Here is a 16888-nt window from a genome sequence, read left to right on the forward strand (position 1 = left end):
GGTCCCCTTTTTTATCGATTTTCCACTCCTCAGGAATCTTTAATTGCTGCATCCTCATTTGAAATCTATCCGATTTTTTCATCTTCAAATGTTTTAGTTTTCTCCAAAAATGCCCAGAATATCCAAGCTTGGTTTGATGTCCTTTTTTGAAGGAGTGTCACATCTCCAGCATAAAGAAGGGTGAGTTTCATATAAATGATACATAGAGCGGATATTCATTGTTTGCGAGAATCGGCATAAAGCTGCTTTCAACCCTATTCTAGAAAAAGAAGGAGGGGATTTCATGGACATGGAAAAAGTTGGTGTGCCTTGTGCTGATGGAAAACAAACCATACAAAATACGCTGAAGAGACATATCAATTTACATGAAAAAAATATCAGCACTTCATATACCGCCGAGGAATTGGTGGAGCTATTGTCCCGACTTCCAGCCTTTGCACCTAAGCCTGTTTGTAAGTTCATCATCAATGACCGTACACTATTCGGGAAATTGGAACAAAAAAAAGAATCCAGTTTGTTCATAAGGCATAAATTCGGGAAAAAAGTTGTCCAATACCAAATGGAACAGCTGCAGTCCGTGGATATTTTGAAATATTAAGGAGGGTTTTCATGTCAGAGAAAAATGGCGATAAGGAATCCAAACCACTTATATATGTCGATCAAGCAAAAATATCAGATCTGCGTGGAAATATGCAAAGTGATTTTCGAACGAAAAAGGCTAAACCTCAAGACAGCGCTGAGCCGGAACTTCAGGAAGAAGCCGAGCATAAAGAAGAAAAAATCGAACAGGTCAAACGCGAATTTGGTGTTTATGATGCCATGATGGAAATTGAAAAAGAGATTACGGGATTAAGGAAAATCACGGAAGAATATGTCCCTGAGCAAGCTCCGGTTGAAAAAATGGATGATCCTGAACAAATAGAACAGGAAAATGAAAAGCCAGTTAAGAGAAAAAGGAAAAAGGTGGAGAAGAAAGAATCTTCCCGTGACATCATTTCCCGCCTATCCAATCATCAAGGTTATCCAAAACCATTATGTGAGGCTGTAATTAACGGAGAAAAGCTTCGGTTTCATGTGTTGGGCATGAGAGGGGAATCAGTTAAAATTAAAAGAGGGAACCATATCCGATTCGTGGGTCTGCCGGATATTATCGATGCCAAAATAATTGAAGAATCCAAGTGAAGGAGCAATATTAAATGTTTCCCCCACAAAGTGAATTTACCTTATTTATCATATTAGGCTTGGCTTCCTTCAGGCTGACACGCTTGATCGTTTTCGATAAAATCATGGAGCCGCTGCGCAGCCCCTTTTTTAAAGAGATAGAGGAAAAAAATGAAGAAGGAATTGTGGAAATATTTTTAATGCCCAAAGAAAAGGGTCTGCTGGGGTGGATTGGTCAATTGCTAAGTTGTTTTTGGTGCGTGGGTGTCTGGGTCAGCCTTTTTCTGGTTTTCCTTTATATCCAACATTGGTTTATAGGCGACGTACTGATATTAATCCTTGCCGTTGCAGCAGTAGGAGCGATAATTGAGGTCATAATCAGTAAAATTATGGACATTTGATTGGAAACAACTTGTCTAATCATTCATATAGTATGATATAGATCTTAAAGGAGGAGTTTTGAATTGAATCAGAAACAGAATAATCCATGGGCATATGCAAAACCGATAAAAAAAGATCAGCCAATCAAAATCAAGAAAGATTGTGGCTGTAATAATAACAATAAAAATAAAGGCTATTGAGTGAAAAAACCTTTCCATTTTGGAAGGGTTTTTTTATTTCCTAATCCTACCATTCATAAAAAAACCGTTAAACAAGAAAATAACAATAGAACGATAAATTAGGATGTGATTCTATGTTCAGACAAGGAAGATATTTTAAGGGAAGCTGGCTGATTTTTATAGTTGTTTTGTGTGTACTTACGGCGTGCAGCAATCAGAATGATGGAAAAACGGAGAATTTTGCGATGATTAAACGTACGAATCCTGAACCGATGGATATCATTAATGGGATGGATGAAAAGGATGAAAAGGGACTGATCTCAAAGGTCAAGGAAACAGTTGCTAATGAAGACACCATCTATGACGTGATCGTCGTGAAAAACGACAAAAAGATTATCGTCGCTTATAAAGTTAAGCACTTACAACGTTTTCATATGAAGAAAATTGAAAAGACTGTGACTGAAAATCTGGAAGAGAAGTTTCCCAAAAATGATTTTATCGTATCTAGCGATTATAAAATCTTTTTGGAATCGGTAAGGTTGAACGAGTTACTTAAGAAAAAAGATGTACCCGAGAAAAAGGCAAGGAAGAAGTTCAAGGAAATTGAAGAACTTCAAAAAGAATTAATTTAGAAGAGAGGTTCAGCAATATGAGCGGCAAGGATAAAACGACCCCAATACAGGATGCGTATCAGCAGCTCCAAGGGAAGCATGAAATTAAAAGACCGATAGTGAAGAATTGTTTGAAGGCCTTTTTAGTAGGTGGTATTTTCTGTATAGTGGGACAAGCCATTTCCTACTTCTATATTTATTTTTTTAACTTTACGGAGCAGACAGCAGGAGGTCCGACAACGGCTACCATGGTGTTTCTGGCCCTTTTGATGACCGGTTTCGGGTTTTACGACCGCATTGGCCAGTTTGGGGGGGCAGGGAGTGCCGTCCCTGTCACTGGGTTCGGTAACGCAGTCATTTCGGCAGCAATCGAACATCGGACAGAAGGTTTTGTACTTGGAGTTGGATCCAATATGTTTAAATTGGCCGGATCGGTCATTTTATTTGGAGTATTTTCAGCCTTTGTCGTGGCGTTGATAAAAACGATTTACCTAATGATTGGAGGCTAAGCGGTGTTAAAGGGAAAACAAACATGGATGTTCACCAATAAACCGGTCATCTTGGAAACAGGGGTAACAGGCGGGCCATTTGAAGCTAATGGAGAAATCGCTGGTGATTTCGATATTTTATACGACGATTTGTGGATGGAGCAGGATTCATATGAGAAGGCTCATCGGCATTTGATGGAGAAAGCTGTAGAGATTGCATTGGAGAAAGGCAAGATTGACAAGGAGCAGGTACAATTTTTCTTGGCGGGTGATTTAATCAATCAGGTTACACCGACAAGCTTTGCGGCCAGAACCAATGGAATTCCATATTTCGGCTTGTTTGGAGCCTGTTCCACATCGATGGAAGGGCTTGCTCTAGCTGCCTTCATCACTAATTATGGCGGTGCTAACTATGTGTTGACAGGTGCCTCGAGCCACAATGCAGCTGTTGAAAAACAATTTCGCTATCCAACTGAATATGGCGGGCAAAAACCACCTACAGCTCAATGGACGATAACGGGAGCGGGGGTGGCGCTGGTTGCTCCTGATGGAAGCATGCAAGGGGAATTTCCCCATATTGTCTCCGCCACTATCGGAAAGGTCATTGACATGGGATTGAAAGATCCTTTCAATATGGGGGGAGCGATGGCCCCGGCGGCCGCCGATACGATACTTGCCCATTTCAAAGATACTGGTTTGACCCCGGATGATTACGATTTCATCATTACCGGTGATTTAGGTCAAATAGGGAGGGAGACAGCTCTTGACTTATTAAAGCAAAAGGGCTGTGATATCAATCAGGAAAAACTCAAGGATTGCGGATTGATGATTTTCAAAAAGGACCAGCCTGTTTTGGCTGGCGGGAGCGGTGCGGGATGTTCGGCAGTCGTTTTATACGGTCATATATTAAATGAAATGATTTCCGGTAAATATAAAAAAATCCTCCTTGTCGCAACAGGAGCGTTATTGTCACCGCTTTCCGTCCAGCAAAAAGATACGATTCCGTGCATTGCCCATGCCGTAGCAATTGAATATGGGATGAATTCATGAAAAAGGAGAGATTTCGATGTTAGCAATGTTTTTTTGGGCCTTTGTCATCGGTGGCTTGATCTGTGTAGTCGGCCAGCTTCTTTTCGATGTTGCTAAGCTGACACCGGCACATACGTTAAGCTTGTTCGTTGTAATAGGGGCTGTTCTTGGCGGATTTGATTTATATGAGCCGCTTGTTAACTTTGCCGGTGCCGGAGCAACCATACCGATCGTTTCGTTCGGGAACTCGCTGGTGAACGGGGCGATGATGGAATCGGAAAAGCATGGTCTAGTCGGCGTACTGACAGGCATGTTTGAAATTACAAGTTCCGGTATCTCTGCAGCAATCGTCTTTGGATTCATCGGAGCTTTGGTTTTCAGGCCAAAAGGATGAAACAAGCGGAAATAGGCAGCCTGGACTAGGACATGGCCTATACATATTTGTCCAGACCTACATATGTTATCAGTAAGCTTTAGCGAGAGCGAGGTGATATGTATGTTTGGTTTTGGTGGCTACGGTTGTTGTGGCGGCAGCGGTTATGGATACGGCGGCGGTTATGGCGGAGGATACGGTGGCGGCGGTTCCACTTTCGCGATAATCGTTGTATTGTTTATCCTATTGATCATTGTAGGGGCTTCTTTCTGCTAATGCGTAAAAGGAATGGGCAGAAGAAGCCTATTCCTTTTATTTTTTTTGTATGGGCCTAGCACTTTTTTCTGATAATGCCATAGGATAGGTACAGAAAAGGGAGGGGCTTAAGTATGGATAATAACTTTTTTAAAAACATAGAAGGTAAAACCGGCGTAAATATGAAAGATGTATTAGAATTGGCAAACTCGCTGCAAGGAGCCAACTTCAAAGATGAAACAACGGTTAGAAACGTCATTAAGCGCGTTTCAAAAATAGCGAATAAGCCGGTCAATAAGGAAACGGAAGATAAAATCGTACATTCCATCGTAGCTGAAGGGAATAAACTTGATTTCGGGACGATATCCAATATGATTAATAAAAAATGAAAAAGGGCCTGCTATCATGCAGGCCTTCAGACTGCAGACAAACTTGAAAAAAAGCGAGTTTGCCTGCAGTTTTTTAATTTTAAAAAGTCCATTTGCAAGATTTATAGCGTCGGCTTTTGGTCAAAGCTTCAGGAAACGTGATGGATGGGCAGTCCGTCCGCGTCTAGTTTGCAGGATGGAAAGGTAAAGATCCTTTTTAGCCCTGGTTGCCGCTACATAGAGCAATCGTCTTTCCTCTTCAAGAGGGGATAGTTCCCCTTTTCGGTAAGATTCAAGTGCGAAATCATGAGGAATGCTGCCATCGACAGCAGCAAGGACATATACGGTTTGATATTCAAGCCCTTTGGAACGATGTATGGTGGTAAGCTGTATGGCATCCTTAAAGTGTTTCGATAGCTGTTTAATCTCTTGGACCATCGCAGTCATATGATCGACATGTTCAATGAAAGCGGCAACGGTTGGAAAACGATTTGCCGCCACCTTTAAGTCACGGATGTCATCGGACCCTTTTTCCAGGTTCGCATCATTACCGCGTTTTTTTACATATTCCTGGTATCCTAAATCTTTCTCGATGATCTCTAACGCTACGATTGGCGACATAATTTTTAAAGACCGAATCTGTCCCGGAATCGTTTTTAATTTTCGTTCTTGAAAAGCATGTCCAGTCTTAACAAAAGCAAATGCATCGATGAAATCACAATCCTGCAATATTGTCATTGCTTTTAACTCTTGTAATATACTTTGCTTTAAGAATAGGGAGGAAAGGACATCAGATGCTGCCTTGCTGTCATGCGGGAACAAACTCAAGCGCATAAAGGCAAGCATGCCTCGAATGACCTTGCGCTGATAAAACGAATCCGCATCCTTTTCAATGACGAATGGCAGATTCGAAGCGGCTAGCCGTTCAAAAATGGCCCTTGACATCGTGTGTGTCCTGTACAATACTGCAAAGTCCCCAGGGTTTGCTCCCTTGGATATTTTCTCTTGGATATCGGATACGATCATCGTCGCTTCCAATTCTTCATCATAAGGATAAAATAAAACAGGTGGATTTCCTGAATCATGCTGTGCCCTCATCTTTTTCTCCATCCGGTTCTGGTTTCGCTTGATCAAGCGGTTCGCTGTAGCGACAATTTCATGGGAAGAGCGGTAATTCTCCGTCAGCTTCACCACTTGGGATCGAGGGAAGTCATGATTGAAATTCAAAATATACTTCGGATCGCTTCCACGGAATGAATAGATGGATTGGTCATCATCTCCAACCGCACATACATTTTTTGATTCAGCAGATAGGAGTTTTATCAATTCATATTGAACTTTATTAATATCCTGAAACTCATCGACCAAAAAATAGTTAAACCTTTGCTGATATTTCTTTAAAAATTCCGGATTATTTTTTAAAAATACATAACAGCCTACAAGCATATCATCGAAATCATACTTCCCTGTTTGCTGTTTATATTCTTCATATTTCTTATATAAATGTAAACAGGATTTCTCCCAATCGTCCTTAGGCTGTATATCTTCCGGAAAAGCCAATGAGTTTTTCCATAGTCCAATTTGTTGAAGGGCCTGATCATATGCAAATTCCTTATCATCAAGTTCCAATTCCCTGCCAGCCTGTTTCAATACCTTTTCTTTTTCCCACTCCCACTTCAAAAGGAAATCCCGCTGCCATTTGGCTGGTTCATGGAAAATCAGGATTTTATAAAAGATGCTATGAAATGTTCCGCTAACGATTTGAGAAACAAGGGAAGGAGTCATATTGGGATAGCCGAGCAGACGCTGCTGCATTTCCTTTGCGGATTTCGCCGTAAATGTTACAAGCATGATACTTTTTGGATCAATCTTTTTCACTGTGAGCATATAGGCAGTACGTACTGTCAATACGCGGGTTTTCCCGCTGCCTGCTCCTGAAAGGACAAGGATGGGTCCATCGATCGACATTACCGCCTTGAGTTGCTCTGCATCGAGAACAACCCCTGAAGAGGATAATTCTTGAAAGTATGGTTCCTCTGATTGTGCCAGGTCATATGTTTTATCTGAATATTTCGGATTGCCGGTTATGGGACGGCTTTTAAGGAAAGGTTCAGTAATGGTTTTCGTTTCAGTAATGGTTCGTGATGTAGGAATCCTAAAACCATTCTGTTCCATATATTCTAAGGGCTTATCTTTATTTATTGATTCTGAAATTGGCATTTCACAGGGTCCCTGCGATGGGTCGCTATGATAAAAATAAGGTGTCTCATGGATTCCAATAAATAATTTCACTGGTTTATGACAAATGATACAAGAAAGCTGATCACGTTTTCCCTTTTCAAAAAGTGTCTGCAGCTCACCAGCTGAAACGGTATGTAAATGTACGATTTCATTGCCAGATTTTGCTTGATTCATATAAATGGATACCTCTAATCTATTAAAAATATCGGCAATACTCATCATACCAGAAGATTAGGAAAAAAGAATATGGAAATCATGTTTAAATATTGTTCAGGCAGGGTAATTAAATGACAACATAACTATTTCAATATAAAGAGGGGTTACTATGGGATACATAGCACCTGTCACACAATTTGATTATATTCAATATGCCAACCGGACGGTCGAAGTTGCAGGGAAAGTTAGAATACCCATCCGTTTTAATCAGGTGTTGGAAAGGGAAAGGGAAAGCGTTGAGGGATTAAATCAAATTCAAGATAATGATCGGGTAAGTACATATGGAGCAGGCACATATCAACATGAAATGGGCAGGAGCGTCAGGAAAGATTTAACGCCTGGAATGACAGGAAAAGGCAGGTTCATCAACGAAATTGTCTAGTTCCTCCAGAAAGACAAAAGAGGACACGTGAAGTGTCCTTTTTGTGTTGATTTCTTAAAGAATGTCTATTTCCACGATTAGGGCTAACAATAGTTGCAATAAAAGTTGGATGTTAAGAGCGATTTGTGCATCAGTTGTTGTAATGTCGATATCACGGCTGTTTTCAACAATCGTTTTTTGGCGCGTGATTTGTTTAACATTAGAAGATTGGATTAATTGTTGAGTGATCTTTTCAGCATTATCAGCATCTGCAACGGAAATGCTTACGATGACCGCAATTGCAGCTTGTAGAGCAGCTTGTAGTGAGAGGGCCGCTTTAACATCCGTTGAAGTGATATTTACATTACAAGAATCTTTAATGTAAATAAGTTCTTCAGAAAGCTGAACTTGATTATTATCCTGTCTTGCATCTTGGTCAATCTTTGTGTCATCGTCGTTACAAAATCCTGAAAGGGGATGTCTGGAAGCGGAATCTAGAGCCGACCATGACCTTTCAGAGTCATCATGTGTGTTACAATTGCTACGATATACATTTTGGTTCATGTTGTTTTTTCCTCCTTAGGTTTTATTCCCTATTAAAATATGCTTTGATGGTTAATCGGGTTGGACGAATAAATCAGTTCATTCGTCTATTTTTTAAATACTTAGAGAAAGTATTAGTGTGTGGGGGATGAATAATAAAGAAGCTGGAGCTTTAGGAATGAAATGTAAGTGCTGCTATGTCTCGGTTTACTTATTTCTCGCCAGCAAGTAAGGTGATTAGGTGATATGGTGCGTCATTTATCTTTGGAATCCGTGAATTTGTTGTGAATGGAATTGGTAACTGGATTAACATCATGTTCCGTGATGTTCTTTTCTTGGTTTATGATTTTTAGTGATTGCTCTTGTAAATAACGAACGGTTTCTTTAAGGTTGTTTCTCTCTTTTTCAGTTAGATCGACCTTTTCCTTTTTGAAACCATGTTTTCTCAAAGTCCTCGAAACCAGCAGCTCCATCAGTCTTTTTTGAGACTCATCCAGGTTAAAATCATTGTTACCCATAAAATTTTCCCTCCTTCTTGCTTTCTATATATAGACTATGTATTTTTGATGAGATTGCCATTGAACGGAAATGTTTTTTTTCATAAAACGATAATTTAAGTCCATGAACGAACAAAAAAAGCTGTCCAATCAGAAGACTGAAAGGACAGCTTTTTATATCATAAAATGGTTTTCTTCATCGTTTTATGAGGAATGCCAGCATCCATGAATTCGTCGGAAACGATCTCATAACCTAATTTTGAATAAAAAGGGATGGCATGCACTTGGGAATCAAGATTTAATTGAGGAACTTCCTGCTGGATTGCGTATTCCTCAATAGCATTCATGATCATGGCGCCGGCACCATTCTTACGGCCCGAAGATAGTACACAAATGCGCTGTACTTTACCGATGTTGTCAATGACCCTGAAGCGGCCGGCACCGATTGGCTGATGCTGCTCATCATATAAAACGAAATGTGTGGACTCTTTTTCATATTCATCGATCTCTTCTTCAAGAGGGACGTTTTGTTCTTGGACGAACACTTTTCTTCGAATCATATATGCGTTTTCAAGCTCTTGGCTGTTCTCTGCGATTTTTACAAACACGAAATCATTCAGCTCCCAATCTAAATGTTTCATAAACGGTCCATGCCCCGTCTTCAAGTTGATACAGCAAGTGAACTCGTTTCACCTCTTCTTCATGGCTGATGTCAAGCATGCTTAATTGGCCTAAAACATCAGAATGCTCATTATCGGATAAATCTTGAGCGATCGTAATATGCGGGACAAATGCATGTTCACTTTCACTTTTTATGAAATCCTCATTGTTAAGTGCATCATGCAGCTCTTGAAGCCCTTCGGATAATTCTACTTTGAAATAAATAGTATTGCTTACGGGTTGGAAAGACTTCGTTTTGGTTACGCTCATCGTAAAAGGCCTGCACTTTTGAGCAATGACTTTTAATTGTTCCGCGATTGTTGAAATTTCCATATCCGTCGCTTCGAACGTTGGTTTAAGCGTTAGATGCGGTGGTATGAAAGCATATTTCGTATCATACCGTTTGCGATAGGAGTTAGCTAAATCTTGAAGTTTTTTTGAAGGGAAAATTGCAACACCATATTTCATAAATAAAACCTCCTGATATTTTTATTGTTGTATTATAGTTGGACATGTTTTTTTTCTTGAAACCATCCCAAACAGATGACTTCGAGTAATTAGAACATTTCCAATAGTGCTCGTTTCAAATCTGCCTGCCAGTATTTCCAGGTATGATTACCTTCAAATTCTTCATAGAAGCAAGGAAATCCTTTTTGGTTTATTAATTTATGCAATTCCCTATTTGGTTCTATGAAGTTTGCCTTATTGCCATCCGTCGTCGGTACATCTGTTTCACCCGTCCCGATCACATGGTAAAGTTCGAGGAGATGCGGATCCTCAAAATTACGTACAGCATCCATTACTGCTTCATTGGCAAGCGGGGACTGCATGATGCATTTCCCGAATGTATGCGGATACTGCAAAGCGGCCAATAAAGAAACTGTACCGCCTAGAGAGTCACCGATCAAAGTTCGACCATGTCCCATTTGATAGGTTGGGAATTCATCATCTAAAAACGGGACTAGTTCATGGGCAAGAAAACGTATGTATGCAATGTGCTGTTCCCCGTCCGGATGATATTTGCCCCTGCGGTCAAAGCGGTCTTTATAAGGAATTCCGACAATGATGATATTCTCGATCTCATCATTCCCTAACAGTTCATCTGCTACCCGACCGATTCGGCCCATTTGAAAATAATCACGGCCATCCTGAGCAATCACAAGCGAATATTTATACAATGGCGAATAATTAGCAGGCAAGTAGACAAGCAATTCCAATTCTTCTGCTAAAGCTTCGCTTTTAAACATGTACTCTTTAATTGTGCCTTTGCGTAAACTCATTCTCCCGCACCTCAATGATAATTAATAATGAAAAACAACTTACTTGATTATTTTAGCATAGCCTTGCAACTTTTTCCCGCGACAAGAATTTGGAATATAAAATTTTCGTTATATTTTCTAAAAATTTAAATTATAAGGTGCTATAATACAAGGATATAGAAAAATAATACAAAAAAAGGTGGCGAATAAAATGGCAGATGTACACGTGCACAGCAGGGAAGTGACAAAGGCGGCTAAACGAACATTATTGGAGCGTGGTGTCAGTGTGGAGGCAATTGCAAAAATCGTTTATGAATTGCAGTTCCCGTACAAAGCTGATCTTAAGCTGGAGGAATGCATCCACAGCGTTGAGCGTGTCCTGTTGAAAAGGGAAATTCAACATGCCATTTTAGTCGGTGTGGAGCTGGATAAACTGGCAGAGCAAAAAAAGCTATCAGAACCCCTGCAATCGATTGTTGAATCAGATGAAGGGCTATTCGGAGTGGATGAAACGATTGCCTTTGGTGCTGTACTCGGTTACGGAAGCATTGCTGTAACGACCTTTGGCCATTTGGATAAAAATAAAATAGGCGTCATACACGAACTTGATAAGAAGCAAGAAGGAATCGTGCATACCTTCCTGGATGATATCGTTGCAAGCATTGCCGCGAGTGCCGCCTCAAGGTTAGCTCATCGTCTGAGAGATGAAGAGGAATCGTTAACTGAACAGGAAAAGGACATCCAGGAAGAAGAAGAGTTAATAGGTTGAACTTTGAAGAGCAATCTTCAGCCAGACCTGTAAAACCTGGCCTTAATAAGGCGGGCAGAAAGGATATTGGCTACTTTAAATGTCCGTTTTGTCTGCCTTAGAAAACAGAATGCGTGAATATGGCCTGGATAAATTTCAAGCACCTGGATTTTCCGTTGCGTAATCTTACCTTGTTCGGAGAGATAAATTATTTCTAATGGAGCATTTTCTTCCATATGTTTACGAAGTATATATTTCATTCCCAGTCACTCCTTTGCTGACTTGCTTGCTAACATTATATGCGAACATACGTTTTGTATGCAAGTGAAAAGGGAACCTTGGTTCTGTTTTGTTTTGAGGGTAAATGGAAGAAGATGAAATTATAACTTTTTTAATAAAATATGTAGACTTTTTAACAAAAAAACAAAAAACATCAACCAAAACTGAAGTGCGATTATACCTCACCTCATTTTCAGATTGAGAATAAAGAATCTGTTTCCCCGATTATATCCACAAAAATCCCTTCCTTATTGTTAACGACCACCTTCTTAATAAGATATATAATCCAGTGGATTTTTGCTGTTTGAGTTAGATTTATTTTCAAATTTGTAACATATGTACAAACATCTTTTCTTTTAATGAATAAAATAACCCGAAAATAAAAAAAGAAAAAGGTGATTATAATTAAAATGGAATTTATGAGATAACAGCAAAAGTCTCGTTTCTCCCGTCAAAAAGTAAAAGCGATGATTCCTCAAAAAACAAAAAAGATAATTGTAAATGTGATTATTGCAGAAAAAAGCATTCTTCAAAAGAAGGATATGTCGCATCCATTTCAATAGTCATAAATGGGATGATTTATATATTGTTAATGACTTCTTGGAGAAATCAAGACCTATTGGACTATCGGTTACTACAATCCTTCAGTTACAAGCAGGAGATCGGGTGCAAGTATTATTTAGCGCAGATGCAAACGGAGAAATTTTAGCAGAAGCATTTTTAACAAACTTTCAGGCTGCTAGATTCCCTTCTCCAATGTAAAGATCTTTCAACTTTAGTCTTAGATTAAGTAAATGGACATCATATTTGTTAATTAAAGTTGAGTAAACGTATGATTAGGAGCCTTGGATTCTCCTTGAAAAAGGTGAGGTGGATTCTATTCCGAGAAATTTTTGGGGTCAGATCGAACTTTCAGGGATTAACCCCTAAGACCACACTTTACGGAAAAAAACTTTTTTAGCAAAACTACTTGTTTTATTTTGAATACCACTATATAATAAATCTTGTTCAGACAAGAAGTCAGCAACTAAGTAAGGTTTAAACCAAACTCTAAAGAGATTGATTTACATACGACTTGTTAGCTCAGTGGGAGAGCACTTCCTTGACAGGGAAGGGGTCGTGGGTTCGAATCCCTCACAGGTCATCAACTAACAAAGGCTCAAATCCTTGATATCACAAGGATTTGGGTCTTTTTTTGTTTTTAAAGATATAGTTCATTATGTATTATTTACTCAATTGGGGGCGGATAGAGTAGCATTAAACCTAATACAGGTCAATTATTTGTAATGATTAATATTTCAAGGAACTGTAGGTATAGCTTTTTGCTTATGCAGCTAACGATGGAGGTTAAAAAGAAGACCGTATTTTTGGCTTTTCTTTAAAAGGTACATAATCATATTCTTCGGTAAACTCACTTTACTATAATGTGTTGGATTACTCACTACCAAATACCATGCACGGGAATTTTTAAATGTGTGATTTTAATACCTCAACAGTTTATTATATTGATAAAGGATGAAGAATTTAACCTACTACTATAATTTAGTAAGTCTTTAAAAGGGAAGTGATTGTTAAATGCTTTATATAAGCGATATCGAAAAGATAATTAATAACACATTAAATGAGCACAATTTGGATATTATTTATGAATTTGACAATAATCTAAGTGCACCTATGAGTTATAACGTATCGACCAATACTATAAAATTCAATTACCTTCAAGTTAACGGTTATAAAGGGAAAATTAGAATTAAAGAGACAGAGGAAGACTTTGTTAAAATTATTCTTTATCGTATGATTGGTTATTATTTAGATTTTAAGAAAAACAAACATGATTTAAAGATTTTAATGTATGGTCACGAAGAAGAAAAAGAAAAGCTAAAATCTGAAATAGAAACTAATGCTTGGGATTATGGGAGAACATTAATACCTGAACAACTATTGGAGTCATATGATAAAGTTCGTGAATTGGATAAAATGCTAATAAATTAATGTACTCTAAGAAAATGGAGACCCGACTTTAAACTAAAACAAGAAAAAGAAGCCTTCTTAGGGAATCTCTCTGGAGCTGACTTTTGAGTGAGAAATTAAACTGATATCCAATAAGACAAGACCCAGAGAAAGAGAAGTTGTCTTAGAAAGATTGATGAATAAACAAATAGACAATCAAGTTCAAAATTCGTGCTCGATTTTTAAGAGATATCGATTACTTGACAAAAGAAATACACTGGACTGAACTTTGGAAGTAAATTAGATACACCAGATTAAAATTACGATGTTTTTATCCAACCAAACTTGAAGCAATTTAATCGAGAACAATTTTTTGCTATATATGATGGTATTAACAGATACCGTCAATGTTATAGGCATAGATTTGGATGCTTAGTGTTATCATTGTAATTTCGGTTTAATTAATATTTACTTTTGTATATTTGATTTTAGGAACTGAGATATTTGGTGTTTAAGTTTTTGATAATACTTATGATCTTTCTTCGATTAACAGGGACTTTAGTACTATAGGGTGTAATAAAAGAGAGTATAATCAACATTAATGTTTCAAAAGCCTAAATAAATGGAAAGTGAAAGGGGACACTCATAAATGAGGTCCCCTTCCATAATGTATTACGGTAATGAAGTTTTATATTGTTCCATTGAATCACCTGCATATAAGCTTGTTATCATTAAGAAAATGGCAAGCCCAATATATAATGAGAACCAGATGACTTTTGTTTTGAGATTCGATGAGTAATAGGATTTCTCTTTATCCCTAATTTCAGTTTGTTCTTGCACTTCTTTAAAAAAGGTTGCTGCTATTCGTTCATACGTGCCTATATTTTCAAAATCAGTCGGTCCGTTCTGGTATTCATTCGAATTAGCAGCATCCATTAAGGATCTATAAATATTAAATTTTACCTCGGTCAGCTTTTTTTCTTTTAGCTTATTATCATCAAATAGCGGGATATGCCAACTCTTCATGTTGTTAAACTTTTCATATTGTTGGCTTGATTCCATATTCCAAATATTAACCAGGCGAATTTTTTCTTCATCTGTTGCAGCTGCATATTGTTCTAGTTGCCTTAATCCAAATTGATTCAATTCAATGATGATGTCTCTTTGATTTCTGGTTGTCTCGCTACGAATTTCTTTCCACCACTTAGAAATACCCAATAATAAGAAAAGAATTAAGAATGGATTTGGATGGAGAAATAAATATACAACCATCCCGATAATCCCTACTACCCAAAGCTTTGTGGAGATGACTCCCACTATACGTCCTCCATCAAGAGGATGCACAGGCATTAGATTAAATAGGTTAATCATGGCTCCAAGTGTAATAACTAAAAGCCAAAATGGATTTTCCGTCATCATAAATAGGGGGATGGCTGGTAGAAATGCTAATGTACCTAATAAAGGACCACCGAAGGCAAGATAAGCTTCTTGGTTAGCATTCTTGGGTTCTTCTTTAAGGGCAATTAATGCTCCGACAAAAGGGATGAAAATGGCATTGGATGTTTTGATGCCTTTTCTCTTTGCAGCAAGTAAATGCCCCATTTCATGGATGTAAATTAGATAGACTAGGGCTACGGCAAATTTCCAACCGTAAACCAAGGCATACGCACTTAATGAAACGAAAATAGAAATCAGGGAACCTACTTTTGCTATTTTCAATAGCGCAAACAACCATTTCATTTTCCCCAGGAAAAATAACCCGATGGCCCCCAAACTTAACCATCCTTTTTTCGATATAGACTCTTTCAAAATGTACCTCCTAGAGTAAATGGGAAAACAGATGACCCCAGTGACACTAAGTCTATCTGAGCTCCTTCTTGATTTATCATCTTGCTAATATCCTTATTATATCGTATTAGATAATACATTTCTTGTCATATTAGTAATATTTTTCTATAATATAAACTTTCAAATATTACATTTTTTTTAATTAAGATAGAGTGTACCTATCACAGCCCTTCAAAATGGACAGTCTTAAAAAAAGTCCTATAATTTAAGCAGTTAATAACTAACTTGCGTATTGTGAGGGTGTCATTCTTTTTAGGATCCATTGGTAACGATTTTTATTGTAATCTTCCAAATACTCTTCAATTAATGGGTGTAACTAATCAAATGATTGACACTTCATATAATCCACTTCATCTTTAAAATGGCCAAAGAATGATTCCATAGGGGCATTGTCCCGGCAGTTCCACCTTTCGGGACATGAATGTTTCAGCCTTAGTTCTTATACTCGGCGCTGGAACTCAGGACGGGTATAATGAACGCCTTGGTCTATTGGGGTTTCGCTTGATGAAATGTGGCCTTCGATTGAATTTGTGCATGTACCTCCGAATCTTTTTATGGTTCAACGTGACAAAGTACTTATTCTATAAAAACATTTTGATGGTGAGTGCACCTGCTTTTTTCATATTGGTCTTAAATATTTCCTGAATTAGATCATAATCCTGCCAATCTTTCTTCTCGTGAGTAAAACGAATTCTTCAGCGAGTATCCAAGCATGATATCCACAGCGACGGACTTCGGCTATTTCACAAAAAAACGACCATATTGATAAAGTTTTATGACGAATAATTTGTTCAATTAGCATAAATTTTATTACTCGTTGTTATGTTCTCTTCTTCTTCAAAGCTGCCTTACGGGTTTTTCTAGCTTTTTTGGAATTTAAATTCTGCCTCTTTTTTTAACTGATCTTCTTGTGAATACTCTTTGGATTTGGTCTTCTTGTTCTACCTTTCCCGCGTCGTTCTCTAGAAGCCATCCCCCCATATTGTTCAAACGTTTTCTTCCAACTTTTTAAGAATCCTAATTAATCTTACCCATATTGATTTCACTCGCCCTATATCTAAAATGGTTATATACAGGTTACAGTAAAAGGTCATTGAGAAATCCACAACTCTTTTGTTCAAAACAATCAACTTCTTAAAACGTATAAAACTAGTGGATTTTTGTTGTTTTTGATTAGACTTATTTTTACTTTTGTACCATATTGTACAAACAGTTTTTCTGTTTATGAATAAAATATCTCGAAAATAAATAAAGAAAAAGGTGATTAAAATTAAAAATTATAATCCAGTCTATGTGGTGTCTACAAAGGTATTACAATGTGAAATAAATAAGAAATGTGATCAAAAGCAACCGGACTGTCAATGTTGTCAAAAGAAACACGATGACTGTCAGTGTTGTCAAAAGAAACACGATGACTGTCAGTGTTGTCAAAAGAAACACG

Annotated in this window: 21 protein-coding genes and 1 tRNA gene; 13 read left to right on the forward strand and 9 right to left on the reverse strand. The window is 38.0% G+C overall.

Going from position 1 to position 16888, the window contains the following annotated elements:
- Positions 1–283: 283 nt before the first annotated feature.
- The 9 genes from ADA55_RS18495 (at position 284) to ADA55_RS18530 (ending at position 4866) form a co-directional block, all read left to right on the forward strand.
- Entirely contained in the window at positions 284–598 is a 315-nt protein-coding gene (locus ADA55_RS18495; protein WP_048686563.1) for a hypothetical protein, read from the forward strand.
- 11 nt (positions 599–609) lie between these two features.
- Entirely contained in the window at positions 610–1182 is a 573-nt protein-coding gene (locus ADA55_RS18500; protein WP_048686565.1) for a hypothetical protein, read from the forward strand.
- A 14-nt stretch (positions 1183–1196) separates the two neighbouring features.
- Positions 1197–1562, forward strand: a complete 366-nt coding sequence (locus ADA55_RS18505; RefSeq protein ID WP_034314467.1) for a DUF1360 domain-containing protein — start codon at positions 1197–1199, stop codon at positions 1560–1562.
- A 293-nt stretch (positions 1563–1855) separates the two neighbouring features.
- Positions 1856–2353 carry a YhcN/YlaJ family sporulation lipoprotein gene (locus ADA55_RS18510; protein WP_048686567.1) on the forward strand — a complete coding sequence of 166 codons (498 nt, stop codon included), beginning with the start codon at positions 1856–1858 and terminating at the stop codon, positions 2351–2353.
- A gap of 17 nt (positions 2354–2370) precedes the next feature.
- Positions 2371–2841: a stage V sporulation protein AC gene (gene spoVAC / locus ADA55_RS18515; protein ID WP_048686569.1), complete on the forward strand. Its 471-nt coding sequence runs from the start codon at positions 2371–2373 to the stop codon at positions 2839–2841.
- 3 nt (positions 2842–2844) lie between these two features.
- On the forward strand, positions 2845–3870 hold the full coding sequence (gene spoVAD / locus ADA55_RS18520) for a stage V sporulation protein AD (protein WP_048686571.1): 1026 nt from the start codon (positions 2845–2847) through the stop codon (positions 3868–3870).
- A gap of 16 nt (positions 3871–3886) precedes the next feature.
- Positions 3887–4243, forward strand: a complete 357-nt coding sequence (spoVAE, locus tag ADA55_RS18525; RefSeq protein ID WP_048686576.1) for a stage V sporulation protein AE — start codon at positions 3887–3889, stop codon at positions 4241–4243.
- Positions 4244–4345: 102 nt separating this feature from the next.
- Positions 4346–4498 carry a YjcZ family sporulation protein gene (locus ADA55_RS28715; RefSeq protein ID WP_072272578.1) on the forward strand — a complete coding sequence of 51 codons (153 nt, stop codon included), beginning with the start codon at positions 4346–4348 and terminating at the stop codon, positions 4496–4498.
- 113 nt (positions 4499–4611) lie between these two features.
- A complete protein-coding gene (locus ADA55_RS18530) occupies positions 4612–4866 on the forward strand; it encodes a stage VI sporulation protein F (RefSeq protein ID WP_034314458.1) in 255 nt (84 codons plus the stop codon).
- Between the two features lie 120 nt (positions 4867–4986).
- Here the strand turns inward: ADA55_RS18530 and ADA55_RS18535 are convergent, their stop codons facing one another.
- On the reverse strand, positions 4987–7260 hold the full coding sequence (locus ADA55_RS18535; RefSeq protein ID WP_048686579.1) for an ATP-dependent helicase: 2274 nt from the start codon (positions 7258–7260) through the stop codon (positions 4987–4989).
- A gap of 151 nt (positions 7261–7411) precedes the next feature.
- On the opposite strand from ADA55_RS18535, the gene ADA55_RS18540 reads away from it, so the two are divergent.
- On the forward strand, positions 7412–7684 hold the full coding sequence (locus tag ADA55_RS18540; protein ID WP_048686581.1) for a hypothetical protein: 273 nt from the start codon (positions 7412–7414) through the stop codon (positions 7682–7684).
- Positions 7685–7738: 54 nt separating this feature from the next.
- Here the strand turns inward: ADA55_RS18540 and ADA55_RS18545 are convergent, their stop codons facing one another.
- The 5 genes from ADA55_RS18545 to ADA55_RS18565 form a co-directional block, all read right to left on the reverse strand.
- Positions 7739–8227 (reverse strand): spore coat protein, encoded by a 489-nt coding sequence (locus tag ADA55_RS18545; protein ID WP_034314455.1) that lies wholly within the window; start codon positions 8225–8227, stop codon positions 7739–7741.
- A 233-nt stretch (positions 8228–8460) separates the two neighbouring features.
- On the reverse strand, positions 8461–8724 hold the full coding sequence (locus ADA55_RS18550) for a hypothetical protein (RefSeq protein WP_048686585.1): 264 nt from the start codon (positions 8722–8724) through the stop codon (positions 8461–8463).
- Between the two features lie 158 nt (positions 8725–8882).
- The gene (locus tag ADA55_RS18555; protein ID WP_207117672.1) at positions 8883–9344 is read right to left on the reverse strand and encodes a GNAT family N-acetyltransferase; all 462 of its coding nucleotides are present in this window, start codon (positions 9342–9344) and stop codon (positions 8883–8885) included.
- Positions 9316–9831 carry a YjcG family protein gene (locus tag ADA55_RS18560; RefSeq protein WP_048686587.1) on the reverse strand — a complete coding sequence of 172 codons (516 nt, stop codon included), beginning with the start codon at positions 9829–9831 and terminating at the stop codon, positions 9316–9318. Before ADA55_RS18560 ends, ADA55_RS18555 begins: the two co-directional genes overlap by 29 nt.
- Before the next feature lie 89 nt (positions 9832–9920).
- Positions 9921–10643: an alpha/beta hydrolase gene (locus tag ADA55_RS18565; protein WP_048686590.1), complete on the reverse strand. Its 723-nt coding sequence runs from the start codon at positions 10641–10643 to the stop codon at positions 9921–9923.
- Between the two features lie 190 nt (positions 10644–10833).
- Here ADA55_RS18565 and ADA55_RS18570 point away from each other — a divergent pair, with 190 nt between their 5' ends.
- Positions 10834–11391 carry a phosphatidylglycerophosphatase A gene (locus tag ADA55_RS18570; protein WP_034314446.1) on the forward strand — a complete coding sequence of 186 codons (558 nt, stop codon included), beginning with the start codon at positions 10834–10836 and terminating at the stop codon, positions 11389–11391.
- Positions 11392–11408: 17 nt separating this feature from the next.
- Here ADA55_RS18570 and ADA55_RS18575 read toward each other — a convergent pair whose 3' ends face one another.
- Positions 11409–11630: a hypothetical protein gene (locus ADA55_RS18575; RefSeq protein ID WP_034314444.1), complete on the reverse strand. Its 222-nt coding sequence runs from the start codon at positions 11628–11630 to the stop codon at positions 11409–11411.
- Between the two features lie 1091 nt (positions 11631–12721).
- Here ADA55_RS18575 and ADA55_RS18580 point away from each other — a divergent pair.
- Positions 12722–12793: transfer RNA gene (locus ADA55_RS18580), tRNA-Val, on the forward strand.
- A 431-nt stretch (positions 12794–13224) separates the two neighbouring features.
- Positions 13225–13641, forward strand: coding sequence for a hypothetical protein (locus ADA55_RS18585; RefSeq protein WP_048686592.1), 417 nt, complete (start codon positions 13225–13227; stop codon positions 13639–13641).
- 630 nt (positions 13642–14271) lie between these two features.
- Here the strand turns inward: ADA55_RS18585 and ADA55_RS27795 are convergent.
- Positions 14272–15408 carry a site-2 protease family protein gene (locus tag ADA55_RS27795; protein ID WP_053087429.1) on the reverse strand — a complete coding sequence of 379 codons (1137 nt, stop codon included), beginning with the start codon at positions 15406–15408 and terminating at the stop codon, positions 14272–14274.
- A 259-nt stretch (positions 15409–15667) separates the two neighbouring features.
- Positions 15668–15751 (reverse strand): IS3 family transposase, encoded by an 84-nt coding sequence (locus tag ADA55_RS31455; protein ID WP_082168095.1) that lies wholly within the window; start codon positions 15749–15751, stop codon positions 15668–15670.
- Between the last annotated feature and the right edge of the window lie 1137 nt (positions 15752–16888).

Source organism: Bacillus sp. 220_BSPC (assembly GCF_001054655.1).
In the GTDB taxonomy this organism is placed as follows: Bacteria; Bacillota; Bacilli; order Bacillales; family DSM-1321; genus Peribacillus; species Peribacillus frigoritolerans.

Bases quoted from the DNA above. Each gene is read 5' to 3' on its own strand.
- ADA55_RS18565 (WP_048686590.1), bottom strand. From the start codon at position 10,643: ATGAGTTTACGCAAAGGCACAATTAAAGAGTACATGTTTAAAAGCGAA.
- ADA55_RS18570 (WP_034314446.1), top strand. From the start codon at position 10,834: ATGGCAGATGTACACGTGCACAGCAGGGAAGTGACAAAGGCGGCTAAA.
- ADA55_RS18505 (WP_034314467.1), top strand. From the start codon at position 1,197: ATGTTTCCCCCACAAAGTGAATTTACCTTATTTATCATATTAGGCTTG.
- ADA55_RS18530 (WP_034314458.1), top strand. From the start codon at position 4,612: ATGGATAATAACTTTTTTAAAAACATAGAAGGTAAAACCGGCGTAAAT.
- ADA55_RS18545 (WP_034314455.1), bottom strand. From the start codon at position 8,227: ATGAACCAAAATGTATATCGTAGCAATTGTAACACACATGATGACTCT.
- ADA55_RS18585 (WP_048686592.1), top strand. From the start codon at position 13,225: ATGCTTTATATAAGCGATATCGAAAAGATAATTAATAACACATTAAAT.
- ADA55_RS18495 (WP_048686563.1), top strand. From the start codon at position 284: ATGGACATGGAAAAAGTTGGTGTGCCTTGTGCTGATGGAAAACAAACC.
- ADA55_RS28715 (WP_072272578.1), top strand. From the start codon at position 4,346: ATGTTTGGTTTTGGTGGCTACGGTTGTTGTGGCGGCAGCGGTTATGGA.
- ADA55_RS18500 (WP_048686565.1), top strand. From the start codon at position 610: ATGTCAGAGAAAAATGGCGATAAGGAATCCAAACCACTTATATATGTC.
- ADA55_RS18550 (WP_048686585.1), bottom strand. From the start codon at position 8,724: ATGGGTAACAATGATTTTAACCTGGATGAGTCTCAAAAAAGACTGATG.
- ADA55_RS18560 (WP_048686587.1), bottom strand. From the start codon at position 9,831: ATGAAATATGGTGTTGCAATTTTCCCTTCAAAAAAACTTCAAGATTTA.
- ADA55_RS18575 (WP_034314444.1), bottom strand. From the start codon at position 11,630: ATGAAATATATACTTCGTAAACATATGGAAGAAAATGCTCCATTAGAA.
- ADA55_RS18535 (WP_048686579.1), bottom strand. From the start codon at position 7,260: ATGAATCAAGCAAAATCTGGCAATGAAATCGTACATTTACATACCGTT.
- spoVAC (WP_048686569.1), top strand. From the start codon at position 2,371: ATGAGCGGCAAGGATAAAACGACCCCAATACAGGATGCGTATCAGCAG.
- ADA55_RS18540 (WP_048686581.1), top strand. From the start codon at position 7,412: ATGGGATACATAGCACCTGTCACACAATTTGATTATATTCAATATGCC.
- ADA55_RS18510 (WP_048686567.1), top strand. From the start codon at position 1,856: ATGTTCAGACAAGGAAGATATTTTAAGGGAAGCTGGCTGATTTTTATA.
- ADA55_RS18555 (WP_207117672.1), bottom strand. From the start codon at position 9,344: ATGAAACATTTAGATTGGGAGCTGAATGATTTCGTGTTTGTAAAAATC.
- spoVAE (WP_048686576.1), top strand. From the start codon at position 3,887: ATGTTAGCAATGTTTTTTTGGGCCTTTGTCATCGGTGGCTTGATCTGT.